Raw genomic sequence first — 19243 nt, 5'->3', positions numbered from 1 at the left:
AGGGCCCGCAGGGCCTCGGCAAATTCAAGATGCATGACGAGCGCGGCGGCGGCGACCTGGATCATGTCGACCAGGAGTTGTCCCGGCTGAACCAGGTGCTGGCCGGCGGGCCGGGCTGGCAGCAGCAGATACGCGGCGAAATTGCTGAGATGCGCCGTCACAATCACGAGGAGCATTTGCGTGCCCTCAGAGCCAAATCACGCATGAAGGACGCCAGGAAGCTGGAGGCGGAAGGGTCTGCAGACCCCTGGCGATCCTGCAGCAGAGGCCCGCTTCGTGAAGGCATATTCACTGTCAACAAAGACTGGTTCGGCGGGGCAGGGCTCTCTGAATGGGATCCGGAACGTGTCTCTGCTTTCCGCAAAACGGCCATGTCGTTCCTCCGTGAAAACTTTCCAAATGGTCAGCTGCGCTATGCCAGTGCCCACGTCGATGAAGAGGCTTACCATATCCACTTTGTCGTGGCCGTTTGGACCGAGAAACCATCCGCCAACCGCGGGCATCAGATCCTGCTGCAGGCATCTGACAACCCGCTCATCAAAAGCTCTGAGCATGCCCAGGATCTTGCCGGAGAAGCTTTTGAGACAATCGGGCTTGCCAGGGGGGAGCGCCGTGCCAAAGCCCGGCGCCAGGCGCGGGCAGAGGGAAAACCTCTGCCCGAGAAGCGGCAGCATGTGCCGCCATCAAAATGGCGTGCCGAGGAGCGCCAAAAGGCGCAGGCGGAGAAGAAACGCATCCTGGACGACGCCCAGGATGAGGCAAAGGCGGCCGTTGAAAACGGCCGGGACCTGGCCAAGGCCACGGTCAAGAAATCGCGCAAGCGCGCCATAAAAGAAGCGCGGGCCCGCAAACAGCGGACCGCGCGGGAAACTGCAAAGATGATCCGCCGCCGCGATACGGCGGAGGCAGAGGCTGTGCAGTTTGAAAAAGCGGCTGACGCTGCGAATGCTCTGAAAGAGAAAATTGTGGCTGAGGTCGGGGCATTGGAGCCGAGGGTTAAGGGGTATGAGGCAAGGGCAGAAGAAGCTGCGGAAAAGTACCGGGCCAAGATGGCGGCGCGGAAGCTGGAGGAAGGAAAACGCGCGCGGATTCTCCAGGCAACGCAGCAGGCCGAGCAGGTGCTGAACGCCGCGAAGGCGGAAAGAACTGATCTGGCCGCTCAGCTGCGGCAGATGGTTCAGCACCGCGGCCAGGAAGAAAAAGCGGCTGCTGAGGCCCGGGCTGCCCGGCTGACTGAGGAGAAGAGGCTGCAGGAGGCAGAAGAAAAGGTCCGGTTGAAGGCAACGGAGGCAGAAGTCATCACGGATGCCATCGAGTCCGGGTTGGATCTGGTTGCTGATGGGGCGATTTGCTGGCGGGAGGCGTCTGCGGATCAGCAGGCTGGCCTGTCATGGGGCCCGGCCGCTCCGGATACCAAGGGTGCGCGGGATGAAACGCTAACAGAAATCCGTCCAGCGATGCGGATGGTCACGCGCATTGCCCAACTGGTGGCCCGGACCGTGAAACGCGTCCTCGCCATAGAACGACAAAAGCTGAAGAGTGACGCGGATTATGTGCGCGGTCTGCGTCAGGAATGGGAGCCGGAAGATGAGGCGAGGCTGTCCGGGATCTCGCTCGGAGGGATAGACAGCGGACCGAAATAGGACCGATTGCTGCCTTTCGTTGGGTGACAAGCCAAGGTTTGCTGTGCGGGACAAAGCGATCGTCTGCCTCGCTCAAGTTTATAACCGCAGTCAGGCCATACCGGACGTGATCGGAACCGCCGTTTGATCCTTCTCACTCCCGGAGGGTGGGCGGTCTCCGGAAGTTCGCCGCACATGCGTGTGTGTACTTGACCGACTGCAGAAGCGGGCCTTCACCATGGGCTCTGGTCCGGAACCTGACTGGTCGACATGCAACACGGTTGGCAGTTGACGCGTGCGGGCTTGCCTTCTCCGCCGCGTCCTGTGTGACCTCACGGATGAGCAGCCGTCTCGGTGGAATTGAATTCCGCAAAGAAGAATGTAATTTTACATATTGAAACTAGAAATCAAAATTGTTACTCAGAAACCCAAGCCAAGAGATGCGCGAACAACGGGCGGAGGAACAGGATGGCAAATCAGGTTAATCTGACAATGGATGGCAGCGTTGCTGTTGTGCGGGTGGACAACCCGCCGGTGAACGCGCTTTCGCATGCGGTGCGCGTCGGTCTGCAGGGGAGTTTTCGGGCCGCGCTGAGCCGCGCGGAAACCAAGGCTGTTGTCATCTGCTGCACGGGGCGCAGTTTCTTTGCCGGCGCGGATATCCGCGAATTCGGCAAGCCGCCGCTGGCGCCGTTCCTGCCGGATCTGATCACTGAAATCGAGGCGGCGCAGGTGCCGGTCATTGCGGCGATGCACGGGAATGTGCTTGGCGGCGGGCTGGAGGCGGCCCTGGGCGCGCATTACCGGATCGCGGTAAAGGGCACCCGTCTCGGCCTGCCGGAAGTGTCGCTGGGGCTGCTGCCGGGCGCAGGCGGCACCCAGCGCCTGCCGCGGCTGATCCCGGCGGCAGATGCGGCCCGTATGATCACCGGCGGCAAGCCGGTTAGTGCCGATGCGGCGTTGTCCATGGGGCTGATTGACCGGGTGGCGGACGGCACCGATGCCCGCGCCGAAGGTATCGCATTTGCCCGGGAGCTGATCGCGGCAGGCAAGGAGCCGCGCCCGGCCGGGAGCCTGCTGTGCAATATACTGGAGCCGGCGGAACTGGAGGGCGTCCGGGCCAAAGTTGCCAGGGCCGCACGCGGGGCGATTGCCCCAATCGCCTGCCTCGATGCAGTGGAGGCGGCGATGTCGCTGCCGTTCGAGGACGGGCTGAAGAAAGAGCGCGCATTGTTTCAGGAGCTGATGGCCTCGGACCAGAGCACCGCCCTGATCCACGCTTTCTTTGCTGAGCGCCAGGTTGGGAAACTGCCGGAAATCGAAGGTGTTGACCCACGCGCTATCAATCGGATGGGCGTTGTTGGCGGCGGCACTATGGGGGCGGGGATTGCTGTCAGCGCTTTACTGAGCGGATTGGATGTGACCCTGGCCGAGCGCGACGAAGTTGCGGCAGACAGGGCGGCAGACAGCGTTGGCAGGATGCTGGAGAGTGCTGTGAAACGCGGCAAGCTGGCAGCGCCGCAGCGAGATGCTATTCTGGCGCAAGCGTTCCGCACCACCACCCGGTACGAGGATTTCGCACAGGCAGATCTGGTGATCGAAGCCGTCTTTGAAAGCATGGACGTCAAGAAGGACGTGTTCACCCGGCTGGATGAGGTCTGCAAGCCGGGCGCCATTCTGGCCTCGAACACCTCGTATCTGGATCTGAACCGGATTGCGGCAATGACCAGCCGCCCGCAGGATGTGATCGGGCTGCATTTCTTCTCGCCCGCGCATGTGATGCGGCTGCTGGAAGTTGTGGTGGGCAAAGATACCGCCCCTGATGCGGTGGCGTCGGGCTTTGCGCTGGCCAAGCGGTTGAAGAAAGTAGCGGTGCGCGCGGGCGTCTGCGACGGGTTCATCGGCAACCGGATCCTGTCGCATTACGGCAAGGCGGTCTACGGCATGGTGCTCGCAGGGGCGAGCCCCTATGCCGTGGACAAAGCGCTGACCGGCTTTGGGCTGGCGATGGGGCCGTTTGCGGTTGGCGATCTGGCCGGGCTGGATATTGGCTGGGCCAACCGCAAGCGCCTGGCGGCTGAGCGCGATCCAAGGGAAACCTACCCCGAGTTTGCCGACCGCCTGTGCGAATTGGGCCGGTTCGGGCGCAAGACCGGGCGCGGCTTTTACATCTATGAAGAGGGCGCCGGCGGGCCGAAGCCTGACCCTGAGGTGGAAGACATCATTGCAGCAGAGCGCACCGCCAAGGGCATCACGCCGCGGGCGATAAGCGAGGATGAGATCATCAGCCGCTACATGGCAGCGATGGTGAACGAGGCCGCGCGCGTGGTCGGGGACGGCATCGCCCTGCGGCCGCTGGATGTGGATGTAACCCTGCTGAACGGATACGGGTTTCCGCGCTGGCGCGGCGGGCCGATGCATTATGCCGATACCATCGGGCTGGACAGGATCCTGCAGGACATCTGCCGCTTCCATGAGGAAGATCCGATCCTCTGGCAGCCTGCGCCGCTGCTGGAACGACTGGCCGCCGAAGGCCGGAGCTTTGGCAGTCTCAACACCTGAAGGAGTATTTTATGAAACAGGCGGTCATCGTCTCCACTGCGCGCACTGGTCTGGCCAAATCCTACCGCGGCGCCTTCAATGAAACCCACGGCGCCACCATGGCGGGCCATGCCATCAGCCACGCGGTGCGGCGTGCCGGCATTGCGCCGGACCTGATCGAGGACGCGCTGGTCGGCTGCGGCTACCCCGAAGGCTGGACTGGATCCAACATTGCCCGCCAGTCGGTGATCCGCGCCGGGCTGCCGGTGTCTGTTTCCGCAGCCACCGTGAACCGGTTTTGCTCGTCCGGATTGCAGGCGGTGGCGATGGCCGCGCATTCGATTGTGATGGAGGGCGCAGAGGCCGCCATTGGGGCAGGGGTGGAAAGCATCAGCCAGATGCCGCCCGCCCGCCCGCCGCAGGCGCAGGAAAGCTGGGTTCTGGAGAACAAGCCGGAGCTGTATCTGCCGATGATCCAGACCGCTGACATCGTCGCCGAACGCTATGGCATCAGCCGTGAGGCGCAGGACGAATTGGCGCTGTCCAGCCAGCAGCGCACGGCAGCGGCCCAGGCCGCGGGCCGTCTGGATGAGGAAATCGTGCCCATCACCGTGACCCAGGCCTTCAAGGACAAGGAAAGCGGCGAGATCTCCCGCAAGGAGGTGAGTTTTGCCATGGACGATTGCAACCGGCCGAACACCACGCTGGAGGGGCTGGCCGGGCTGGCCCCGGTGCAGGGCGAGGGGCATTTCGTCACCGCGGGCAACGCCTCGCAGCTGAGCGACGGGGCGGCAGCGCTGGTGCTGATGGACAGTGCCGTTGCCGAACGCGAAGGTGTCGAGCCGCTGGGTGCATTCAAGGGTTTTGCCGTGGCAGGTTGTGAGCCGGATGAAATGGGCATCGGTCCGGTTTATGCGGTGCCGCGCCTGCTGCAGCGGCACGGGCTGACGGTCAGCGACATTGATCTGTGGGAGCTGAACGAGGCCTTCGCCTCGCAGGCGCTTTACTGCCGCGACCGGCTGGGGATCGACCCGGAGATTTGCAACGTCAACGGCGGTTCGATCTCGATCGGCCACCCGTTTGGCATGACCGGTGCGCGGATGACCGGGCATCTGCTGCTGGAAGGGCGGCGGCGCGGCGCCAGGCTGGGCGTTGTCACCATGTGCATCGGCGGCGGCATGGGTGCGGCCGGCCTGTTTGAAATCTTCTGAGGGGCACCACGCGATGGATCTGAATTACACCAAGGAAGAACAGGCGTTCCGGACAGAGGTCCGCCAATGGCTGAAGGAAACCCTGCCGCATGAGCTGCGCGAGAAGGTGCGGCTGGGCAAGCGGCTGGCCAAGGCGGACGTTGAGCAATGGCACAGCCTGCTGAATACGCGCGGCTGGCTGGCGCCGAACTGGCCGCGGACCTATGGCGGCAGTGAATGGAACGCGGTGCAACGCCATATCTTTGAAGAAGAAGCCTGTCTGGCCCATGCCCCGCGCAGCCTGCCCTTTGGCTTGTCTATGCTGGCACCGGTGCTGCTGGCCTTCGGGTCCGAAGAACAGCGGCAGCGCTTTCTGCCGCGCATCCTGAACGGCCAGGATTGGTGGTGCCAGGGCTATTCCGAGCCGGGCGCGGGTTCCGATCTGGCGGCAGTCAAGACCCGGGCAATGCGTGACGGCGGCCACTATGTGGTCAACGGTCAGAAAACCTGGACCACGCTGGGCCAGCACGCGAACTGGATTTTCTGCCTGGTGCGGACCGATCCGGATGCCAAGAAACAGGAAGGCATCTCCTTTCTGCTGATCGACATGGACACCCCCGGAGTCACGGTCCGCCCCATCGTGCTGATTGATGGCGAACCAGAAGTGAACGAGGTGTTCTTTGACAACGTCCGGGTGCCTGCGGAGAACCTGGTGGGCGAGGAGAACAAGGGCTGGACCTATGCCAAGTATCTGCTGACCCATGAGCGCACCAATATCGCCGGGGTCGGTTTTTCAAACGCCCTGCTGACCACGCTGAAACATGTGGCCGGGCGAGTGGCGTCCGGCGGGCGGCCCCTGGCGGAAAACCCGCATTTCGCGGCCCGCATGGCGCAGGCAGAGATCGACCTGATGGCGATGGCGACCACCAACCTGCGGGTTGTCTCGGCTGCGGCCAAGGGGCAGGCGCCCGGCGCCGAAAGCTCGATGCTGAAGGTCAAGGGCACGGTGATCCGGCAGGAGCTGACATCGCTCTTGCGCCGGGCAATGGGGCCGGATGCGCTGCCGTTCCAGCCTGATTTCCTGGAGGGCGGCAGCAATGCGGCGGCGCTAGGGCCGGACCATGCGGCAGCGGCGGCACCTGCGTATTTCAACATGCGTAAGCTGTCGATCTTCGGCGGCTCGAACGAGGTGCAGCGCACCATTATCACCAAGGCCATTCTGGGTCTGTAACGGGAGCAGGTAACATGGATTTCAATCTGACCGAAGAACGGATGATGCTCCGCGATACGCTGCAGCGGTTTCTGGCGGACAAGTATTCACATGAAAATCGTCGGGCACTGATTGCGGCAGGGGGCGCCTATGACGCAGGCATCTATGCCGAGCTGGCCGAAATGGGCGTGCTTGGCGCCATGTTCCGCGAAGATCAGGGCGGTTTCGGTGGCCAGGGCTTTGACTTGATGGTGGTGTTCGAAGAGCTGGGCCGCGCTGGCGTGATCGAACCGGTACTGCCGGCAGTTCTGGCGGGCGGGCTGATTGCTGCCCTCGGCAACGAACGCCAGTGCGGGCTGGCGGATGAGATTATCGCCGGTACCCATGTGGCCGCGCTGGCGCAGGGCGAGGCAGGCGCGCGCTATGACCTGAACCATGTGGAAACCACGGCGTCTGCCGACGGCGATGATATCGTGCTGAACGGTCTCAAGACCCATGTGCTCTATGGTGCTGAGGCGCAGACGCTGGTGGTCTCGGCGCGGGAGGCTGGCGCGGTTGCGGATGCGGCAGGCATTTCGCTTTTTCTGGTGCCGGTCAGCACGCCCGGTGTGACCGTCAGCGGCCACCGCAATATGGATGGTATTTCCTCTGCAACGGTTGCCTTGGACGGGGTGCGCCTGACGGATGCGGCGCGCTTGGGCGCCGCCGGAGAGGGGCTGGACGCGCTGGAAGCCGCTGTCGCCCGCGGCCTGACAGCCCTCTGCGCCGAGGCGCTGGGGGCGATGGAGGCCGCCAAGGATCTGACCATCGCCTATCTGAAGGAGCGCAAGCAGTTCGGCATGCCGATTGGCAAGTTTCAGGCGCTGCAGCACCGGATGGCGGACATGCTGATCGAGGTGGAGCAGGCGCGCTCAGCCGTGATTAACCTGGCGGGCAATCTGGATCAGCCGCGTGGTTTGCGCGAAATCCATGCCAGCGCTGCCAAGAACCTGATTGGCCGCGCCGGGGCGCTGGTGGCCGAGGAATGCATCCAGATGCATGGCGGCATCGGTATGACCGATGAATACGCGCTGTCCCATTTCGCCCGCCGGCTGACGATGATCGACCATCTGTTCGGCGACACGGACTACCATCTGGAGCGCTTCATTGCGCTGAAGGCGGGGTAAGACATGCCGCTGGTCCGTCCCGACAGGCCCCTGATCCCGCTGTTTGAGGCGATGGGCTACGGCATTGAACTCGACCCGGAGGCGGTTGAGGCGCATTGCGTGCTGGAGATTTCGCCTTTGCATCTGAACCGGCAGGGCAGCCTGCATGGCGGCGTGGCGGCAACGTTGCTGGATACGGCCAGCGGGATCACCGCCAGCCTCACCTGCGATCCGCAAGGGATCACCCCTTTTGTCACCCTGTCGTTGAACGTCAATTATCTGGCAGTGGCCCACCAGGGGTGCGTGCGGGCGACCGGCCGGATCACCGGCGGCGGCAGCACAACCAAATTTGTCTCTTGCGATCTGCGCGACGGGGAAGGGCGGCTGATTGCGGCCTCAACCGGCGTTTTCAAGCGGGTGCGCGGGGCAGCAGCTGAGGATACGGCATGAGCGCGCTTTACCGGCATGAGGTCCGCGGCGGGACCCTGATTATCTGGAACTGCAACACAGGCATGCGCAATGCGCTGTCGTATGAGTATTACCAAGGCTTGCAGGAGGGTCTGGCGCGGGCGGCAGAGGATACTGCGATTGCGGCTGTGATCCTGGCGGGCGCGGGCGGGTTCTTCTGTTCCGGTGGCAATCTGAACATGCTGAAGGAACGCCGCGCGATGCCCTATGAGGAGCGGCAGGTGCAGATCGGCAAGCTGAACGCCTTGATCCGTGCGGTCCGGGACTGTCCCAAGCCCGTGATTGCAGCTGTCGAAGGCGGCGCGGCAGGGGCCGGGCTATCGCTTGCAATGGCGGCGGATATGATCGTAGCGGAAGAGGGGGCGATGTTCACGCTGGCCTATGTCAAGGCAGGCCTGGTGCCGGATGGCGGCGCCACCTATGCGCTGACGCAGGCGCTGCCGCGGGCAACCGTGGCGCGGATGGCGATGCTGGCGGAACCGCTCAGCGCGGAGCGGATGCATCAGTTGGGGGCTGTGACGGAACTGGCACCCAAGGGGCGTACCCTGGCGCAGGCCGAAACTTTGGCCGATGCGGTGGCCCGTGGCCCTGAGATGGCGATTGCGGACATCAAGATGTTGCTCAACCAGGCCGAAACCGCCAGTTTCGAAGACCAGATGACCCATGAACGCGATGCCATGGCGCAGGCCCTTGGCGGTGACGAAGCCCAGGCGGGCATCGGCGCCTTTCTTAGCAAAACCTCCCCAGTATTCCGGTAAGGAGACCGACATGATGCATACTTCTGCGCTTCCGGTGATTTTCGATACAGCCGTGACCCGGACCTATGGCACCCGGCTGCCGGTTGTGGCGGGCGGCCTGCAATGGCTGGCCAATGCCGAATATGTATCGGCTGCGGCGCGGGCGGGGATAATCTCTTTCATCACTGCGGCCAGTTTCCCTGAAATGGACGATCTGCGCGCCGAAATCCGCCGCTGCCGCGAGATGTGCCAAGGCAAGGCCTTCGGGGTCAATGTCTCGATGATCCCCAAGCTGGTGCCGGGCGAGAAGACCGGGGAGGTGTTCCGGCTGATCGCGGACGAAGGCGTGCAGTTTGTCGAAACATCCGGCCGCAGCCCCGAGGCGTTCATGCCCATCCTCAAGGATGCCGGGATCACCGTGCTGCATAAGGTGCCGAGCCTGCGCTATGCGGTGAAGGCGGAGCAGGTGGGGGTCGACATGGTGTCGATTGTCGGTGCTGAATGCGGCGGCCACCCCGGCATGGATATGGTTGGCAGCATGGTCAACGCAGGCCTGGCCGGGGACCGGCTGACTATCCCCTGGCTGATCGGCGGCGGCATCGGACACGGCAAGCAGATCATGGCAGCACTTGTGATGGGCGCGGCCGGCGTGGTGATAGGCACCAGGTTCCTGGTTGCCAGTGAGCTGACCGCACATCCGGATTACAAGCAGGCAATGGTGAATGCGAGCGAGCTGGATACGCAGCTGACCATGCACTCGGTGCGTAACACTGTGCGCAGCCTGCGCAATCAGACCACGGAAACTGTCGCCCGGCTGGAGCGCGACAATCCGGAGATCGGCATTCAGGAACTGCTGAAGCATGTGTCCGGCAAAATCGGACGCCAAGCCTATGCCACTGGCGACGTTTCCCGCGGGCTGCTGTCGGCGGGCCATGCGCTGGGGTTTGTCGACAAGGTGGAGCCCTTCGCCGAAATCACCGCCCGGCTGGAGGCTGAGGCGCTGGCGGTCTTCGGTCGGCTGGGCCTGGCGGCGTGAAGGGAAAGGGAGGAGAATAGACATGCATAACCGCGTACACGGGTTGCTGCAGGCAGCCGCTGACACCCGCCCCGGTGCTTTGGCGCTGATGGATCAGGATGGCCGCCGCCTGACCTGGCAGGAGATGTCCCAAGCGGCACATGCCGCGGCGGAGCAGCTGAAGTCCGCAGGCGTGCGGCCCGGAGACCGGGTGGTTCTGGTGTTTGAAAACTGCGCCGAGGTGATCGCATTCTTCTTTGGCGCAAGCCTGCTGGATGCATCCGCGGTTGCCATCAATGCGCGGCTGACCACGGCTGAACTGGACCGGATCTTTGCCCACTCCGACCCCAGCGCTGTGATGTTCACAGCCGCCTCATCCGCAGCAGCCCGCGCCCATGCGGAGCACTATGGCGCTCAGGACGTGCAGGGCGCCTTTGGCACGGCGGCGCTGATGCCGCGCGAGGGGGCCGCGCCGGAACCGGTGTCAGAGGACGGGCGCGAACAGGTGTCTCTTCTGCTTTATACTTCGGGCACAACCGGCACCCCCAAGGCGGCGATGCTGACCCATGCCAACCTGATCGCAGGGGCGGCGGCCTCAGCCGAAGTGCGGGGCATTCAGAAGGCGGATGTGACCTATCTGGCGCTGCCGCTCAGCCATATTTTCGGGCTTGTCACCATGCTGTCGGTCACCCTTGCGCAATCGGCGATGCGGATGGAGGCGCAATTCTCGGCAGAGCGTCTGTATCAGGCGCTGCAAGAGGATGTGACCCTGTTGCCCGCAGTGCCGCAGATGCATGCGCATCTGTTCAACTATGCCCGCGCACATGGGAAACCGCGCTATGATGCGGGAAAACTGCGGTTTGTCTCCTCGGGTGGTGCGCCCCTGGATCCGGCCTGGAAACGCGAGGCTGAGGCGTTTTATGGCCTGCCGCTGCAAAACGGTTATGGGCTGACTGAGGGCACGGCGGGTGTCTGCGCCACCTGCAACGCATTCGGCGATCCTGACATCAGTGTCGGCCTGCCGATGGGCGATTGCACCCTTAAGCTCGACTTGGAGGCGCCGGGCGCCACTCCGGAGGAAGGTATAGGAGAGATCCTGGTGGGCGGCCCGCAAGTCATGAAGGGATACTTCCGTGACCCAGAGCAATCTTCGGCGGCATTGACAGAGGACGGGTTGTTCCGCACCGGCGACCTAGGCCGCTTTGACGGGGAAGGGCGGCTGCATATAGCTGGACGCACCAAGGAACTGATCATCAGGTCCGGCTTCAATGTCTACCCGGTGGAGATCGAGGCAGCGCTGACCGAGCATCCCGATGTGGTGGTGGCAAGCGTGGTGGGCCGTACCCTTGAAGGGAACGAAGAGGTTCTGGCCTTTGTCAGCGCCGCCACTGGCAGCAGCGTGAAAGAAACAGAGCTGAAAGCCTTTTTGCACGACCGGCTTGCGCCCTACAAGCGGCCGGCACGTATTATCGTGGCTGCGGCCCTGCCTGCCGCGCCGACTGGGAAAATCCTGAAAGCGAAACTGATCGAAGCCTTTGCCAGCGAGCTGGCGGAAGGCGTTTGATCTGCTGCGCCAATTTCTTGTTCTGCAGAGGCGCAGAAGAGGAAGTCCTGTTCTGCTGCGGGTCGAGCGCAGGCAGTCATTGTAAATTTCATTATGTGAAATAAAATTCTGGACAGAACGTCAAAATTCCACATAGTAAAATGAAACGAATGGCTTTCGAGGAGGAGATGCCAGTCATGGGAATGATCAGGAATATTCTGGGAGGGCTGACCATTGCGGCCGGTCTTGGTGCGACGGCGGTCTCTGCGGAGACCGTGATTTACTACGGCCACAGCGGCCCGGATCGGGGCACGGTTCCTGCCGCGCTGAAATGGTACAACAGCCGTATCGGCGAGCTGTCGGAAGGCGATCTGCGGATGGACGTCCAATGGGGCGGCGCGCTGTTCAAGGCAAGCGCGGCAGTGCAGGGGATCGGCGACGGGGTGGCGGATGCCGGGTCGATCATTGCGGCCTATTTCCAGAAGGAAATGGCGGCCTATTCGCTGGCGGACTTTCCCATCGGCGGGCCGAATGCCTGGGTCGCCATGCGTGCAGCCGACCGCCTGATGCGGTCGGAACCGCAGATTGTCGAGCATCTGGCCCGCCAGAACCTGGTCTATATCGGCACCTTCACCGCCTCGGCTGTGAATGTTGCCTGCGCCGGAGAGCCGATCCGTTCGGTTGAGGACATCAAGGGTAAGAAGGTCCGCGGCGCCGGCGTTTACGGCAAGGTCTTTGGCGAAATGGGCGCAACCCGCGTGAACCTGTCAGTCTATGAAGCCTATCAGGGGCTGGACACCGGGCTGATCGATTGCAGCCAGGGCTATGACTACATCGTGCCCTCGCTGAAGTGGGACGAGGTGATCGACAGCTATACTGTCCTGAATTGGGGACAAATCGGCGGCTACGGCATGTTCATGAATAAGCAGGTTTTTGACGGTCTGGAGGCTGGCCAGCAGCAGGTGCTGATGCAGGCGGGCGAGGAACTGGCGGATCAGTTTGCCAAGATTGTGACCGGTGCCAACAGCAAGGCGATGAAGGCGATGACCGCAGGCGAAACCGCCCGCAAGATCGAGGTCATCGAGCTGAGCGAGGCTGACAAGGCTGCCCTGAATGCGGCGGCGGAACCCTTTATTGCGGATTGGATGGAAAATGCCCGCAGCGTTGGTCTGGATGCGGACCGGCTGATGGCCACCTACACCGCAGCAGTGGCTGAATTCACGTCTGAGTTCGAGGCCAAGGGCTACCCTTGGACGCGCAGCAACTGATCAAGGCGGAACAGGGGCCGGGCGGCGGCAGCGCCGCCTGGCAAATGTGAGGGAGGACAAGATGCTGCACAGGCTGGAACGGGTTTTTGTAGATACATCGGCGGCGGCCATCATTCTGCTGGCGCTGTTGATCTTTGCCGATGTGGTGGCGTTGAACCTGTTCAACAGCTCGGTGCCGGACACCATTGTCATCGTGCGCGAGCTGATGGTTCTGGCGATTGTGATGCCCCTGGCCGCCGCAACCGCGCAGCGGGCGCATATCGCGGTGGAGTTTCTGACCAATCTGCTGCCGCCGCGGGTGTCGGGTTGGCTGACCGTGTTCGGCACCTTGTTCGGCCTCTTGGCGCTGACGCCGATCTTGTATTCCGGCGGCCGGGAGTTTTTGCATCAGTGGCAGACCGGCAGTGTGTTCTACGGCGATCTGAACCTGCCGCAATGGCCGGGGCGGCTGGCCTTTACCCTTGGGATTGCGCTGGGATGGCTGCGGCTTGCGGTGATGGCTGCCGGCGATGCGCTGACCCTGCTGCGCGGCGGCGAAATCGTGCTGCACAAGACCTGACACCCATCTGACATTCAACAGACCTGCCGAGGAGACTGCCCGTGGATCCTGCCCTGATCGGCCTTGTGGCCTTTGCCGTTATGCTTGTGCTTCTGGCCATCCGTGTGCCGATTGCCTTTGCCCTGATCGGCGTGGCGACGCTGGCAGCCTTTACAATCTTTGCCTTCCGCACTGGCACCTTCATGCCGGAACGGGCCTTCCGGGCGACCTCGTCGCTGGTCTTCAACAATTCGTTCGATCTGCTGCATTCCTTTGATTTGTCGATGATCCCGCTGTTCATCGCGCTTGGCAACATTGCCTATCGTGCCGGGATCACCACGGCGGTTTATGACGCGGCCAAGGTCTGGCTGCTGCGCCTGCGCGGCGGCATTGCGGTGGCCTCGGTGATGGGCTGCGGCGGGTTTTCCGCCATTACCGGCTCCAGCCTGGCCTGTGCGTCGACCATGGGCAAAATCTGTACCCCAGAAATGCTGCGCCTTGGCTATGACCCAAGGCTGGCAACCGCCAGCGTCGCTGCCGGGGGTACACTCGGCTCTCTGATCCCCCCGAGCATTCTGTTCATCATCTATGCGATCTTCACCGAGACCTCGGTGAACAAACTGTTCATTGCCGGCATTCTGCCGGGGCTGCTGACGCTGGCGGGTTTTGTTCTGGTCATTGCAATGTGGATCAGGGCGGATCCGGCGGCGGTGCCTGCCCGCGGCGAAGCGGCCAGCTTTGCCGACAAGCTGGCGGCGTTCCGCAGGGCCTGGCCCGCGGCCGTGATTTTTGCAGTGATCGTGATTGGGATTTACGGCGGGTACTTTACCGCCACCGCGGCGGCGGCGGTGAGCGTTGTGCTGACTGTGCTGATCGGCCTGGTGCAGCGGCAGCTTGATCTTGCAGGCATCTGGCAGGCGGTCCGGGAAACCTGTGTACAGACCGGCGCGATCTTCTTTGTTGCGGCGGGTGCCAAGATATTTGTCGCTGCGATTGCGCTGACGGGCATGGCGCCCGCGCTGGTGGACTGGGTGGCGCAGGCGCAGCTGTCTACGGGCACGCTGCTGTTTGCGATCTGCGTGGTCTATCTGATGCTGGGCATGTTCCTGGACCCGATCGGAATCATGGTTCTGACCCTGCCGCTGGTGGTGCCGCTGGTGGAATCCTACGGGCTGAACCTGATCTGGTTTGGCGTTGTTGTCGTGAAGCTGCTGGAGATCGGCCTGATCACCCCGCCGGTGGGGCTGAATGTCTTTGTGCTGTCTAATGTTGTCGGCAAGGACGCCCCGGTGGGCATGGTCTTTTCCGGCATCTGGCGGTTTCTGAGCGTTGATGTGGTCGTGCTGCTTCTGCTGGTGGCTTTCCCGTCAATCTCTCTGGTGCTGTCAAATGCGGTTCAGTAGTATTGGGGGCCAGCGGACAGCGAATACCCGGCTCGGGCCGGACGCCCGCATAGATACAGGGAATACCATGCCAGCCGACGCATCGGACAAAAGATTTGCCAACACACTGGCGCGGGGCCTTACAATTCTGCGGGCTTTCCGACCGACGGATGATGGATTGGGCAACCTCGAAATCTCAGAGCGCACCGGCATTCCGCGCCCGACAGTGTCCAGGCTGACCTTCACCCTGTGCGCGCTTGGATACCTGACCCATGGACGGCGGCACGACAAATACCGTCTCGGCCCGGCGGCGCTTGCACTGGGGAATATCGCGGCTGCCTCCTTTGCCTTTGTCGAGATCGCTTCGCCGGTTATGCAGCGGCTGGCGGATGAAACCGGCACGCTGACGGCGATCAGCATCAAAGATGACCAGCGGATGCTGCTGACCAGGGCCTGGCGGCCAGTGAACTCCTCGGCAATCTGGCTGGATGTCGGCTATCGGATGCCGCTTCATACTTCTTCCAGCGGCAAAGCGTATTTGGGTGCGCTCAACGATGAGGAATTTGCCCGTTTTCTTGAAAGCCAAGGCGATGAGCCAGCAGAGTTGCTGGCGGAATTCGCAGCAATAAGACTTGCCGCGCATAATGAGATCCTGGCTGACGGCTACACTCAGGTGAGGGGCGTAAGCCGGTTTTCCGAGACCATCAACGCTGCTGCTGTGCCATACCGTCCGTCTGATTTAGGTGAGCCGGTGGCTTTTCTGGCAAGTTCCACCTCAAAGCAACTTACTGATCAACGCATCTCTGACGAGGTTGGCCCGGCACTTGCCGAAGCTGTGTCTGAGGTCCGCAGGATGACCGGCCAACAGTCCGCTCTTGTGATGAATGAATAGGGCGTCCCGGGTGTAACCGACTCTGCCGGCGGAGTTTCGTTTTGCCGCCATTCCTCGCGGAGGGCCCGGAGCCATCGTTTGATGGCAGCTTCTCAGACCGCTTAGGACATTTGTGCGTTTTGCAACATTTGCCTGGCTTGGGCTCGATTCAAACCACCGCTGCGGCGCGAACGTAGGTCCGGTTCGAATTGGCGAACGGCAAGTGCCGCCCGCCAACGTGGTTCAAATGTCGATTTGCTCGGCGATGCTCAGCGCATCTTCAAGTTCGACGCCAAGATATCTGACTGTGCTGTCAACCGTGGTATGTCCGAGCAGAAGTTGAACCGCTCTTAGATTTCCGGTTTTGCGGTAAATCTCCGCTGCTTTGGTCCTACGCAGCGAATGAGTGCCGTATTCACTGGGCTCCAGCCCGATCGCGGCCACCCAATCCCGCACAAGCCGGCCATATTGGCGCGTTGAGATATGGGGGCGGTCGTGAAACCGGCTGGGGAACATGAAACGGCAGCCGATCATTTCCGGCGACTTGATCCACGCGGCAATTGTGTCCCGCATGTTTTCAGAGAGTTCGAACTGAACGGGCCGCTTGGTTTTGCTCTGGATCACATACACCCTTTCGCGAACGCGATCATCCCTTACCAGGTCAGTGACGGCCAGTTCGACCAAATCGCATCCGCGAAGCTTACTATCAATCGCTACATTGAACAGCGCAAGATCGCGCAAGTTTTTCGCCAATTCGAGACGCGCACGGATCGCCCAGACCTGTTTCGGCAGGAGCGGTCGTTTCTGGCCAATGATCCGGCCTTTGTTCCAGGCTCTTCGTTTCGGAGTGACAGCGGGAAGTTGGACTCTTGGCATGATTTGCCCTCCGATCTTCCCTCCATCCCCAGACCTCAGCACCGCGCTGACGATGTCATCGTACAAGCGGAGTGAATGCCTGCTCTCGAAAGTCAGCCGAGAACACCATTTCTGCCGATGCATTCGGCGGCTGATGGGATGTACCGGCTGCTTCACCCCGCAGGTTAGGCTTTGCCTATTTCTGCGAGAAGGAGAAGTAGCATGACGAAGAAGGCATTTGATGAACTGATGTCGATTGGCATCGATATCGGCAAAGACACATTCCATATCGTGGCAATCGACCCTGACGGGCGGCTGGTGATGCGCAAACAGATCAAGCGCTTGGCGCTGGTTTCTGCGTTTGAGAAACTGCCCCGGTGCGTCGTTGGCATGGAGGCGTGCTTGAGTGCGCATTTTGTCAGCCGAACGCTTCGCGAGATGGGCTTCGAGCTGCGGATCATTCCCTCGATCTACGTGAAGCCTTTCATCAAGGGGCAGAAGAACGACTACAACGACGCGGAGGCGATCGCCGAAGCGGCATTGAGATCTAACTTGCCGACCGTCCCCGAGAAGAGCCAGGAGCAGCTGGACCTGCAAGCGTTGCACCGCGTTCGGTCACGGCTGGTGTCGCGCCGGACAGCGACGATCAATCGGATCCGTGCCTTTCTAATCGAACAGGGCATCACGGTGCGCAAAGGTCTGCGGGCTCTGAAGAACTCTTTTGAGACGATCCTGGAGGAGCGCAAGGACGAGATATCGCCGCGCAGGCGGACAATCCTGATTGGTCTCTTTGGTGATTGGCTCTGGCTGGATGACCGGATCGATACCGTCTCGAAAGAGATTGAACAAATCAGTCGCATCGAAGAGAATTGCGTCAACGTCATGACGATCCCTGGCATTGGTCCGATGATCTCGACGGCCATGGTTGCTGCCATTGGCACAGGAGAGGCCTTGGGTCGAGGGCGTGACTTTGCGGCCTGGGTGGGATTGGCCCCCCGTCAACACAGCACGGGCGGGCGAACGGTCCTTGGGCGCATCACCAAACGAGGAAGCCGATACCTGCGAATGCTCTTCGTTCAAGCAGCCAAGGTCATTCTGATGCGACCAAACAGATGGCCAGACTACAGGCTTGGCGAGTGGCTGACTAAAGCAGCAGAGCGGATGAACAACAACAAGCTTGCAGTCGCGCTGGCCAATAAGCCGGCACGAACGGCTTGGAGTGTTTTGAGACAAAAAAAACGACCTTTGATGCGTCAAAAGATGAGGTCGTCGCCGGCATCTGAGCCGACACGGCCCGAAGGAGTTCGAGACTAATCGAAAGCTGGAACGGAGCAACTACGCACCCAAAATCTGAGGGCTCACTCGGTCAGAAATGACCTCGCGGCTGAAGAGATCACGGCGCGTGCGTAACCCCAACAAGGCCACGGCCCGCGTGCCGATCAACAGGCCGGATACACGTGAGCGACTTCCAAGACCATGCAAAAAATCACTTGCGAACAGCAGCCGGTACATACATGTGAGCCCAGGCACTAAATTGCTCCGCGATATGGGCGCCTGTGGCTGGCGTTGCGCGGAACCGGGATTTACTTCTCGGATTTCGATGACCGTTCAGCAGCCCACACCGATGACCCCCCGTTGCGCCCGGATGATTACCGATATGCCGGCGCGCAATCTGGGACCGGCTTCTCAAACCAGCCACTTGCGGGCCTGCAAGCGGTTTGCAGCCTGGCTCGGACGATCCCCCGAGACCGCGGCACCCGATGATGTGCAGGACTTCCAGCGGCATCTGATGGATAGCGGCAGCAGCATCTGTACGCGCAATCAAACCATGACCGGGCTGAAGTTCCTGGTTCTCATGGAGCAGCTGCTGAAACCTGAGAACCTCTTCCGGCCCTGAAGATTCGATGAGGATGTGCAGCAGCCTGCTCATGCGCTGCAAAGGCAAATCATCGGCGCTGGCCAGCTGAGCGGTCAGGATGTCGCCGCTGAGTTTAAGGCAATCCTGCCAACGCGCTTCGGCTGCTTCCTGGAAATTGGTTGTTGCGGGATCCCACGACAGCGCGTGGGACAGGCCACGCCCCAGTTCGAGGGCTTCGTCCACTGCCTTGGTCAGCGTGTCGAAAGTTTGAGTGTTGAACGTGGGGCTGGTATCTGCGGCAGATGCGGGCCACAGGGCTTTCAGCGCGCCCGGGCGCGTGATACGGCAAGTATCAGCCATAGTCGGACTCCTTCCACGAGATCGGTTTGGTTAAGGCCGGGCTGGGAGCTTCTACTTTCCCCTCGGCCCGTTGCAAATGTGTGCAACTGAATGTCAGCTGCACACAAATGAACACATGCCCAAAGCATCAGCGATATCTGTTCGTGTAACGGATGAAACCAAGAAAGCAGTAGAGAAGGCCGCGGCGGAGGATGACCGGTCAGTGGCCTCTTATGTCGAACGGCTTCTGAACGACCACCTCAAAGAAAAAGGGTACCTGCCGCAGTAAGTGTATCCATTCCTATTGGAAGACTTTGGAATGTCATTTCTTCACTTCAAGATTGCTCCAAGGTTTACCCAGCATCTCTAAACAGCGCTTTGCCAGGCTCTCGGAAAATGTCATTTTGCCGGTTTCACAAGCCCATCTTTGCGGCTTTTCACGCTAGACGGAAATCATGGTGGCCGCACCTTGCATAGGTGCGCCAACCGTAGCGAAATAACAGGTTGTGCCCACAGCTTTCCTCTCCCCCACTTAGTGGCCGGCAGGGACTTTGGTCGAATACCGCGGCTTTTGCCGATGGTCTAAGCCTTTAGGCAGCACCGGACCCAGTGCCTGCAATCTAAGGTGCATGGCCACCAGCTCCGCTGCATTTCTTGGATC

At 61.5% G+C, this 19243-nt stretch carries 17 protein-coding genes; 16 read left to right on the top strand and 1 reads right to left on the bottom strand.

Annotation, left to right across the window (positions count from 1 at the left end):
• The 13 genes from L1069_RS17950 to L1069_RS17890 form a co-directional block, all read left to right on the top strand.
• Positions 1-1643 (top strand): plasmid recombination protein (locus L1069_RS17950; RefSeq protein WP_237456601.1); only part of this gene is annotated, 1643 nt, incomplete at its 5' end.
• 447 nt (positions 1644-2090) lie between these two features.
• Positions 2091-4184 carry a 3-hydroxyacyl-CoA dehydrogenase NAD-binding domain-containing protein gene (locus tag L1069_RS17945; RefSeq protein WP_237456600.1) on the top strand — a complete coding sequence of 698 codons (2094 nt, stop codon included), beginning with the start codon at positions 2091-2093 and terminating at the stop codon, positions 4182-4184.
• Between the two features lie 11 nt (positions 4185-4195).
• Entirely contained in the window at positions 4196-5374 is a 1179-nt protein-coding gene (locus L1069_RS17940; RefSeq protein ID WP_237456599.1) for an acetyl-CoA C-acyltransferase, read from the top strand.
• Positions 5375-5387: 13 nt separating this feature from the next.
• The gene (locus L1069_RS17935; protein ID WP_237456598.1) at positions 5388-6584 is read left to right on the top strand and encodes an acyl-CoA dehydrogenase family protein; all 1197 of its coding nucleotides are present in this window, start codon (positions 5388-5390) and stop codon (positions 6582-6584) included.
• 14 nt (positions 6585-6598) lie between these two features.
• Positions 6599-7729, top strand: coding sequence for an acyl-CoA dehydrogenase family protein (locus L1069_RS17930; protein WP_237456597.1), 1131 nt, complete (start codon positions 6599-6601; stop codon positions 7727-7729).
• A 3-nt stretch (positions 7730-7732) separates the two neighbouring features.
• Complete coding sequence (locus L1069_RS17925) at positions 7733-8158, top strand: PaaI family thioesterase (protein WP_129369608.1); 426 nt, start codon at positions 7733-7735, stop codon at positions 8156-8158.
• Positions 8155-8934 carry an enoyl-CoA hydratase family protein gene (locus L1069_RS17920; protein ID WP_237456596.1) on the top strand — a complete coding sequence of 260 codons (780 nt, stop codon included), beginning with the start codon at positions 8155-8157 and terminating at the stop codon, positions 8932-8934. The genes L1069_RS17925 and L1069_RS17920 overlap by 4 nt, the downstream gene beginning before the upstream one ends.
• 10 nt (positions 8935-8944) lie before the next feature.
• Positions 8945-9949 (top strand): nitronate monooxygenase, encoded by a 1005-nt coding sequence (locus L1069_RS17915; protein WP_237456595.1) that lies wholly within the window; start codon positions 8945-8947, stop codon positions 9947-9949.
• Between the two features lie 22 nt (positions 9950-9971).
• The gene (locus L1069_RS17910; protein WP_237456594.1) at positions 9972-11492 is read left to right on the top strand and encodes a class I adenylate-forming enzyme family protein; all 1521 of its coding nucleotides are present in this window, start codon (positions 9972-9974) and stop codon (positions 11490-11492) included.
• A 176-nt stretch (positions 11493-11668) separates the two neighbouring features.
• Positions 11669-12739, top strand: a complete 1071-nt coding sequence (locus tag L1069_RS17905) for a C4-dicarboxylate TRAP transporter substrate-binding protein (protein ID WP_237456593.1) — start codon at positions 11669-11671, stop codon at positions 12737-12739.
• Between the two features lie 61 nt (positions 12740-12800).
• Positions 12801-13298, top strand: coding sequence for a TRAP transporter small permease (locus tag L1069_RS17900; RefSeq protein WP_237456592.1), 498 nt, complete (start codon positions 12801-12803; stop codon positions 13296-13298).
• Positions 13299-13339: 41 nt separating this feature from the next.
• Entirely contained in the window at positions 13340-14680 is a 1341-nt protein-coding gene (locus L1069_RS17895; RefSeq protein WP_211038621.1) for a TRAP transporter large permease, read from the top strand.
• Between the two features lie 67 nt (positions 14681-14747).
• Positions 14748-15551: an IclR family transcriptional regulator gene (locus L1069_RS17890; protein WP_129369615.1), complete on the top strand. Its 804-nt coding sequence runs from the start codon at positions 14748-14750 to the stop codon at positions 15549-15551.
• A 222-nt stretch (positions 15552-15773) separates the two neighbouring features.
• Here L1069_RS17890 and L1069_RS17885 read toward each other — a convergent pair whose 3' ends face one another.
• Positions 15774-16406, bottom strand: coding sequence for a tyrosine-type recombinase/integrase (locus tag L1069_RS17885; RefSeq protein ID WP_237456603.1), 633 nt, complete (start codon positions 16404-16406; stop codon positions 15774-15776).
• 201 nt (positions 16407-16607) lie between these two features.
• Here L1069_RS17885 and L1069_RS17880 point away from each other — a divergent pair, with 201 nt between their 5' ends.
• The 3 genes from L1069_RS17880 (at position 16608) to L1069_RS17870 (ending at position 18871) form a co-directional block, all read left to right on the top strand.
• Entirely contained in the window at positions 16608-17699 is a 1092-nt protein-coding gene (locus L1069_RS17880; protein ID WP_237456591.1) for an IS110 family transposase, read from the top strand.
• A gap of 58 nt (positions 17700-17757) precedes the next feature.
• Entirely contained in the window at positions 17758-18282 is a 525-nt protein-coding gene (locus tag L1069_RS24290; RefSeq protein ID WP_343328069.1) for a phage integrase N-terminal SAM-like domain-containing protein, read from the top strand.
• A gap of 436 nt (positions 18283-18718) precedes the next feature.
• A complete protein-coding gene (locus L1069_RS17870) occupies positions 18719-18871 on the top strand; it encodes a hypothetical protein (RefSeq protein WP_164982673.1) in 153 nt (50 codons plus the stop codon).
• Positions 18872-19243 lie beyond the last annotated feature (372 nt).

It is taken from the genome of Leisingera sp. MMG026 (genome assembly GCF_021654205.1).
GTDB lineage: Bacteria > Pseudomonadota > Alphaproteobacteria > Rhodobacterales > Rhodobacteraceae > Leisingera.
This window is presented reverse-complemented; position numbering and strand designations above follow the sequence as displayed.

Bases quoted from the DNA above. Each gene is read 5' to 3' on its own strand.
- L1069_RS17945 (WP_237456600.1), top strand. From the start codon at position 2,091: ATGGCAAATCAGGTTAATCTGACAATGGATGGCAGCGTTGCTGTTGTG.
- L1069_RS17940 (WP_237456599.1), top strand. From the start codon at position 4,196: ATGAAACAGGCGGTCATCGTCTCCACTGCGCGCACTGGTCTGGCCAAA.
- L1069_RS17935 (WP_237456598.1), top strand. From the start codon at position 5,388: ATGGATCTGAATTACACCAAGGAAGAACAGGCGTTCCGGACAGAGGTC.
- L1069_RS17930 (WP_237456597.1), top strand. From the start codon at position 6,599: ATGGATTTCAATCTGACCGAAGAACGGATGATGCTCCGCGATACGCTG.
- L1069_RS17925 (WP_129369608.1), top strand. From the start codon at position 7,733: ATGCCGCTGGTCCGTCCCGACAGGCCCCTGATCCCGCTGTTTGAGGCG.
- L1069_RS17920 (WP_237456596.1), top strand. From the start codon at position 8,155: ATGAGCGCGCTTTACCGGCATGAGGTCCGCGGCGGGACCCTGATTATC.
- L1069_RS17915 (WP_237456595.1), top strand. From the start codon at position 8,945: ATGATGCATACTTCTGCGCTTCCGGTGATTTTCGATACAGCCGTGACC.
- L1069_RS17910 (WP_237456594.1), top strand. From the start codon at position 9,972: ATGCATAACCGCGTACACGGGTTGCTGCAGGCAGCCGCTGACACCCGC.
- L1069_RS17905 (WP_237456593.1), top strand. From the start codon at position 11,669: ATGGGAATGATCAGGAATATTCTGGGAGGGCTGACCATTGCGGCCGGT.
- L1069_RS17900 (WP_237456592.1), top strand. From the start codon at position 12,801: ATGCTGCACAGGCTGGAACGGGTTTTTGTAGATACATCGGCGGCGGCC.
- L1069_RS17890 (WP_129369615.1), top strand. From the start codon at position 14,748: ATGCCAGCCGACGCATCGGACAAAAGATTTGCCAACACACTGGCGCGG.
- L1069_RS17885 (WP_237456603.1), bottom strand. From the start codon at position 16,406: ATGCCAAGAGTCCAACTTCCCGCTGTCACTCCGAAACGAAGAGCCTGG.
- L1069_RS17880 (WP_237456591.1), top strand. From the start codon at position 16,608: ATGACGAAGAAGGCATTTGATGAACTGATGTCGATTGGCATCGATATC.
- L1069_RS24290 (WP_343328069.1), top strand. From the start codon at position 17,758: ATGACCTCGCGGCTGAAGAGATCACGGCGCGTGCGTAACCCCAACAAG.
- L1069_RS17870 (WP_164982673.1), top strand. From the start codon at position 18,719: ATGCCCAAAGCATCAGCGATATCTGTTCGTGTAACGGATGAAACCAAG.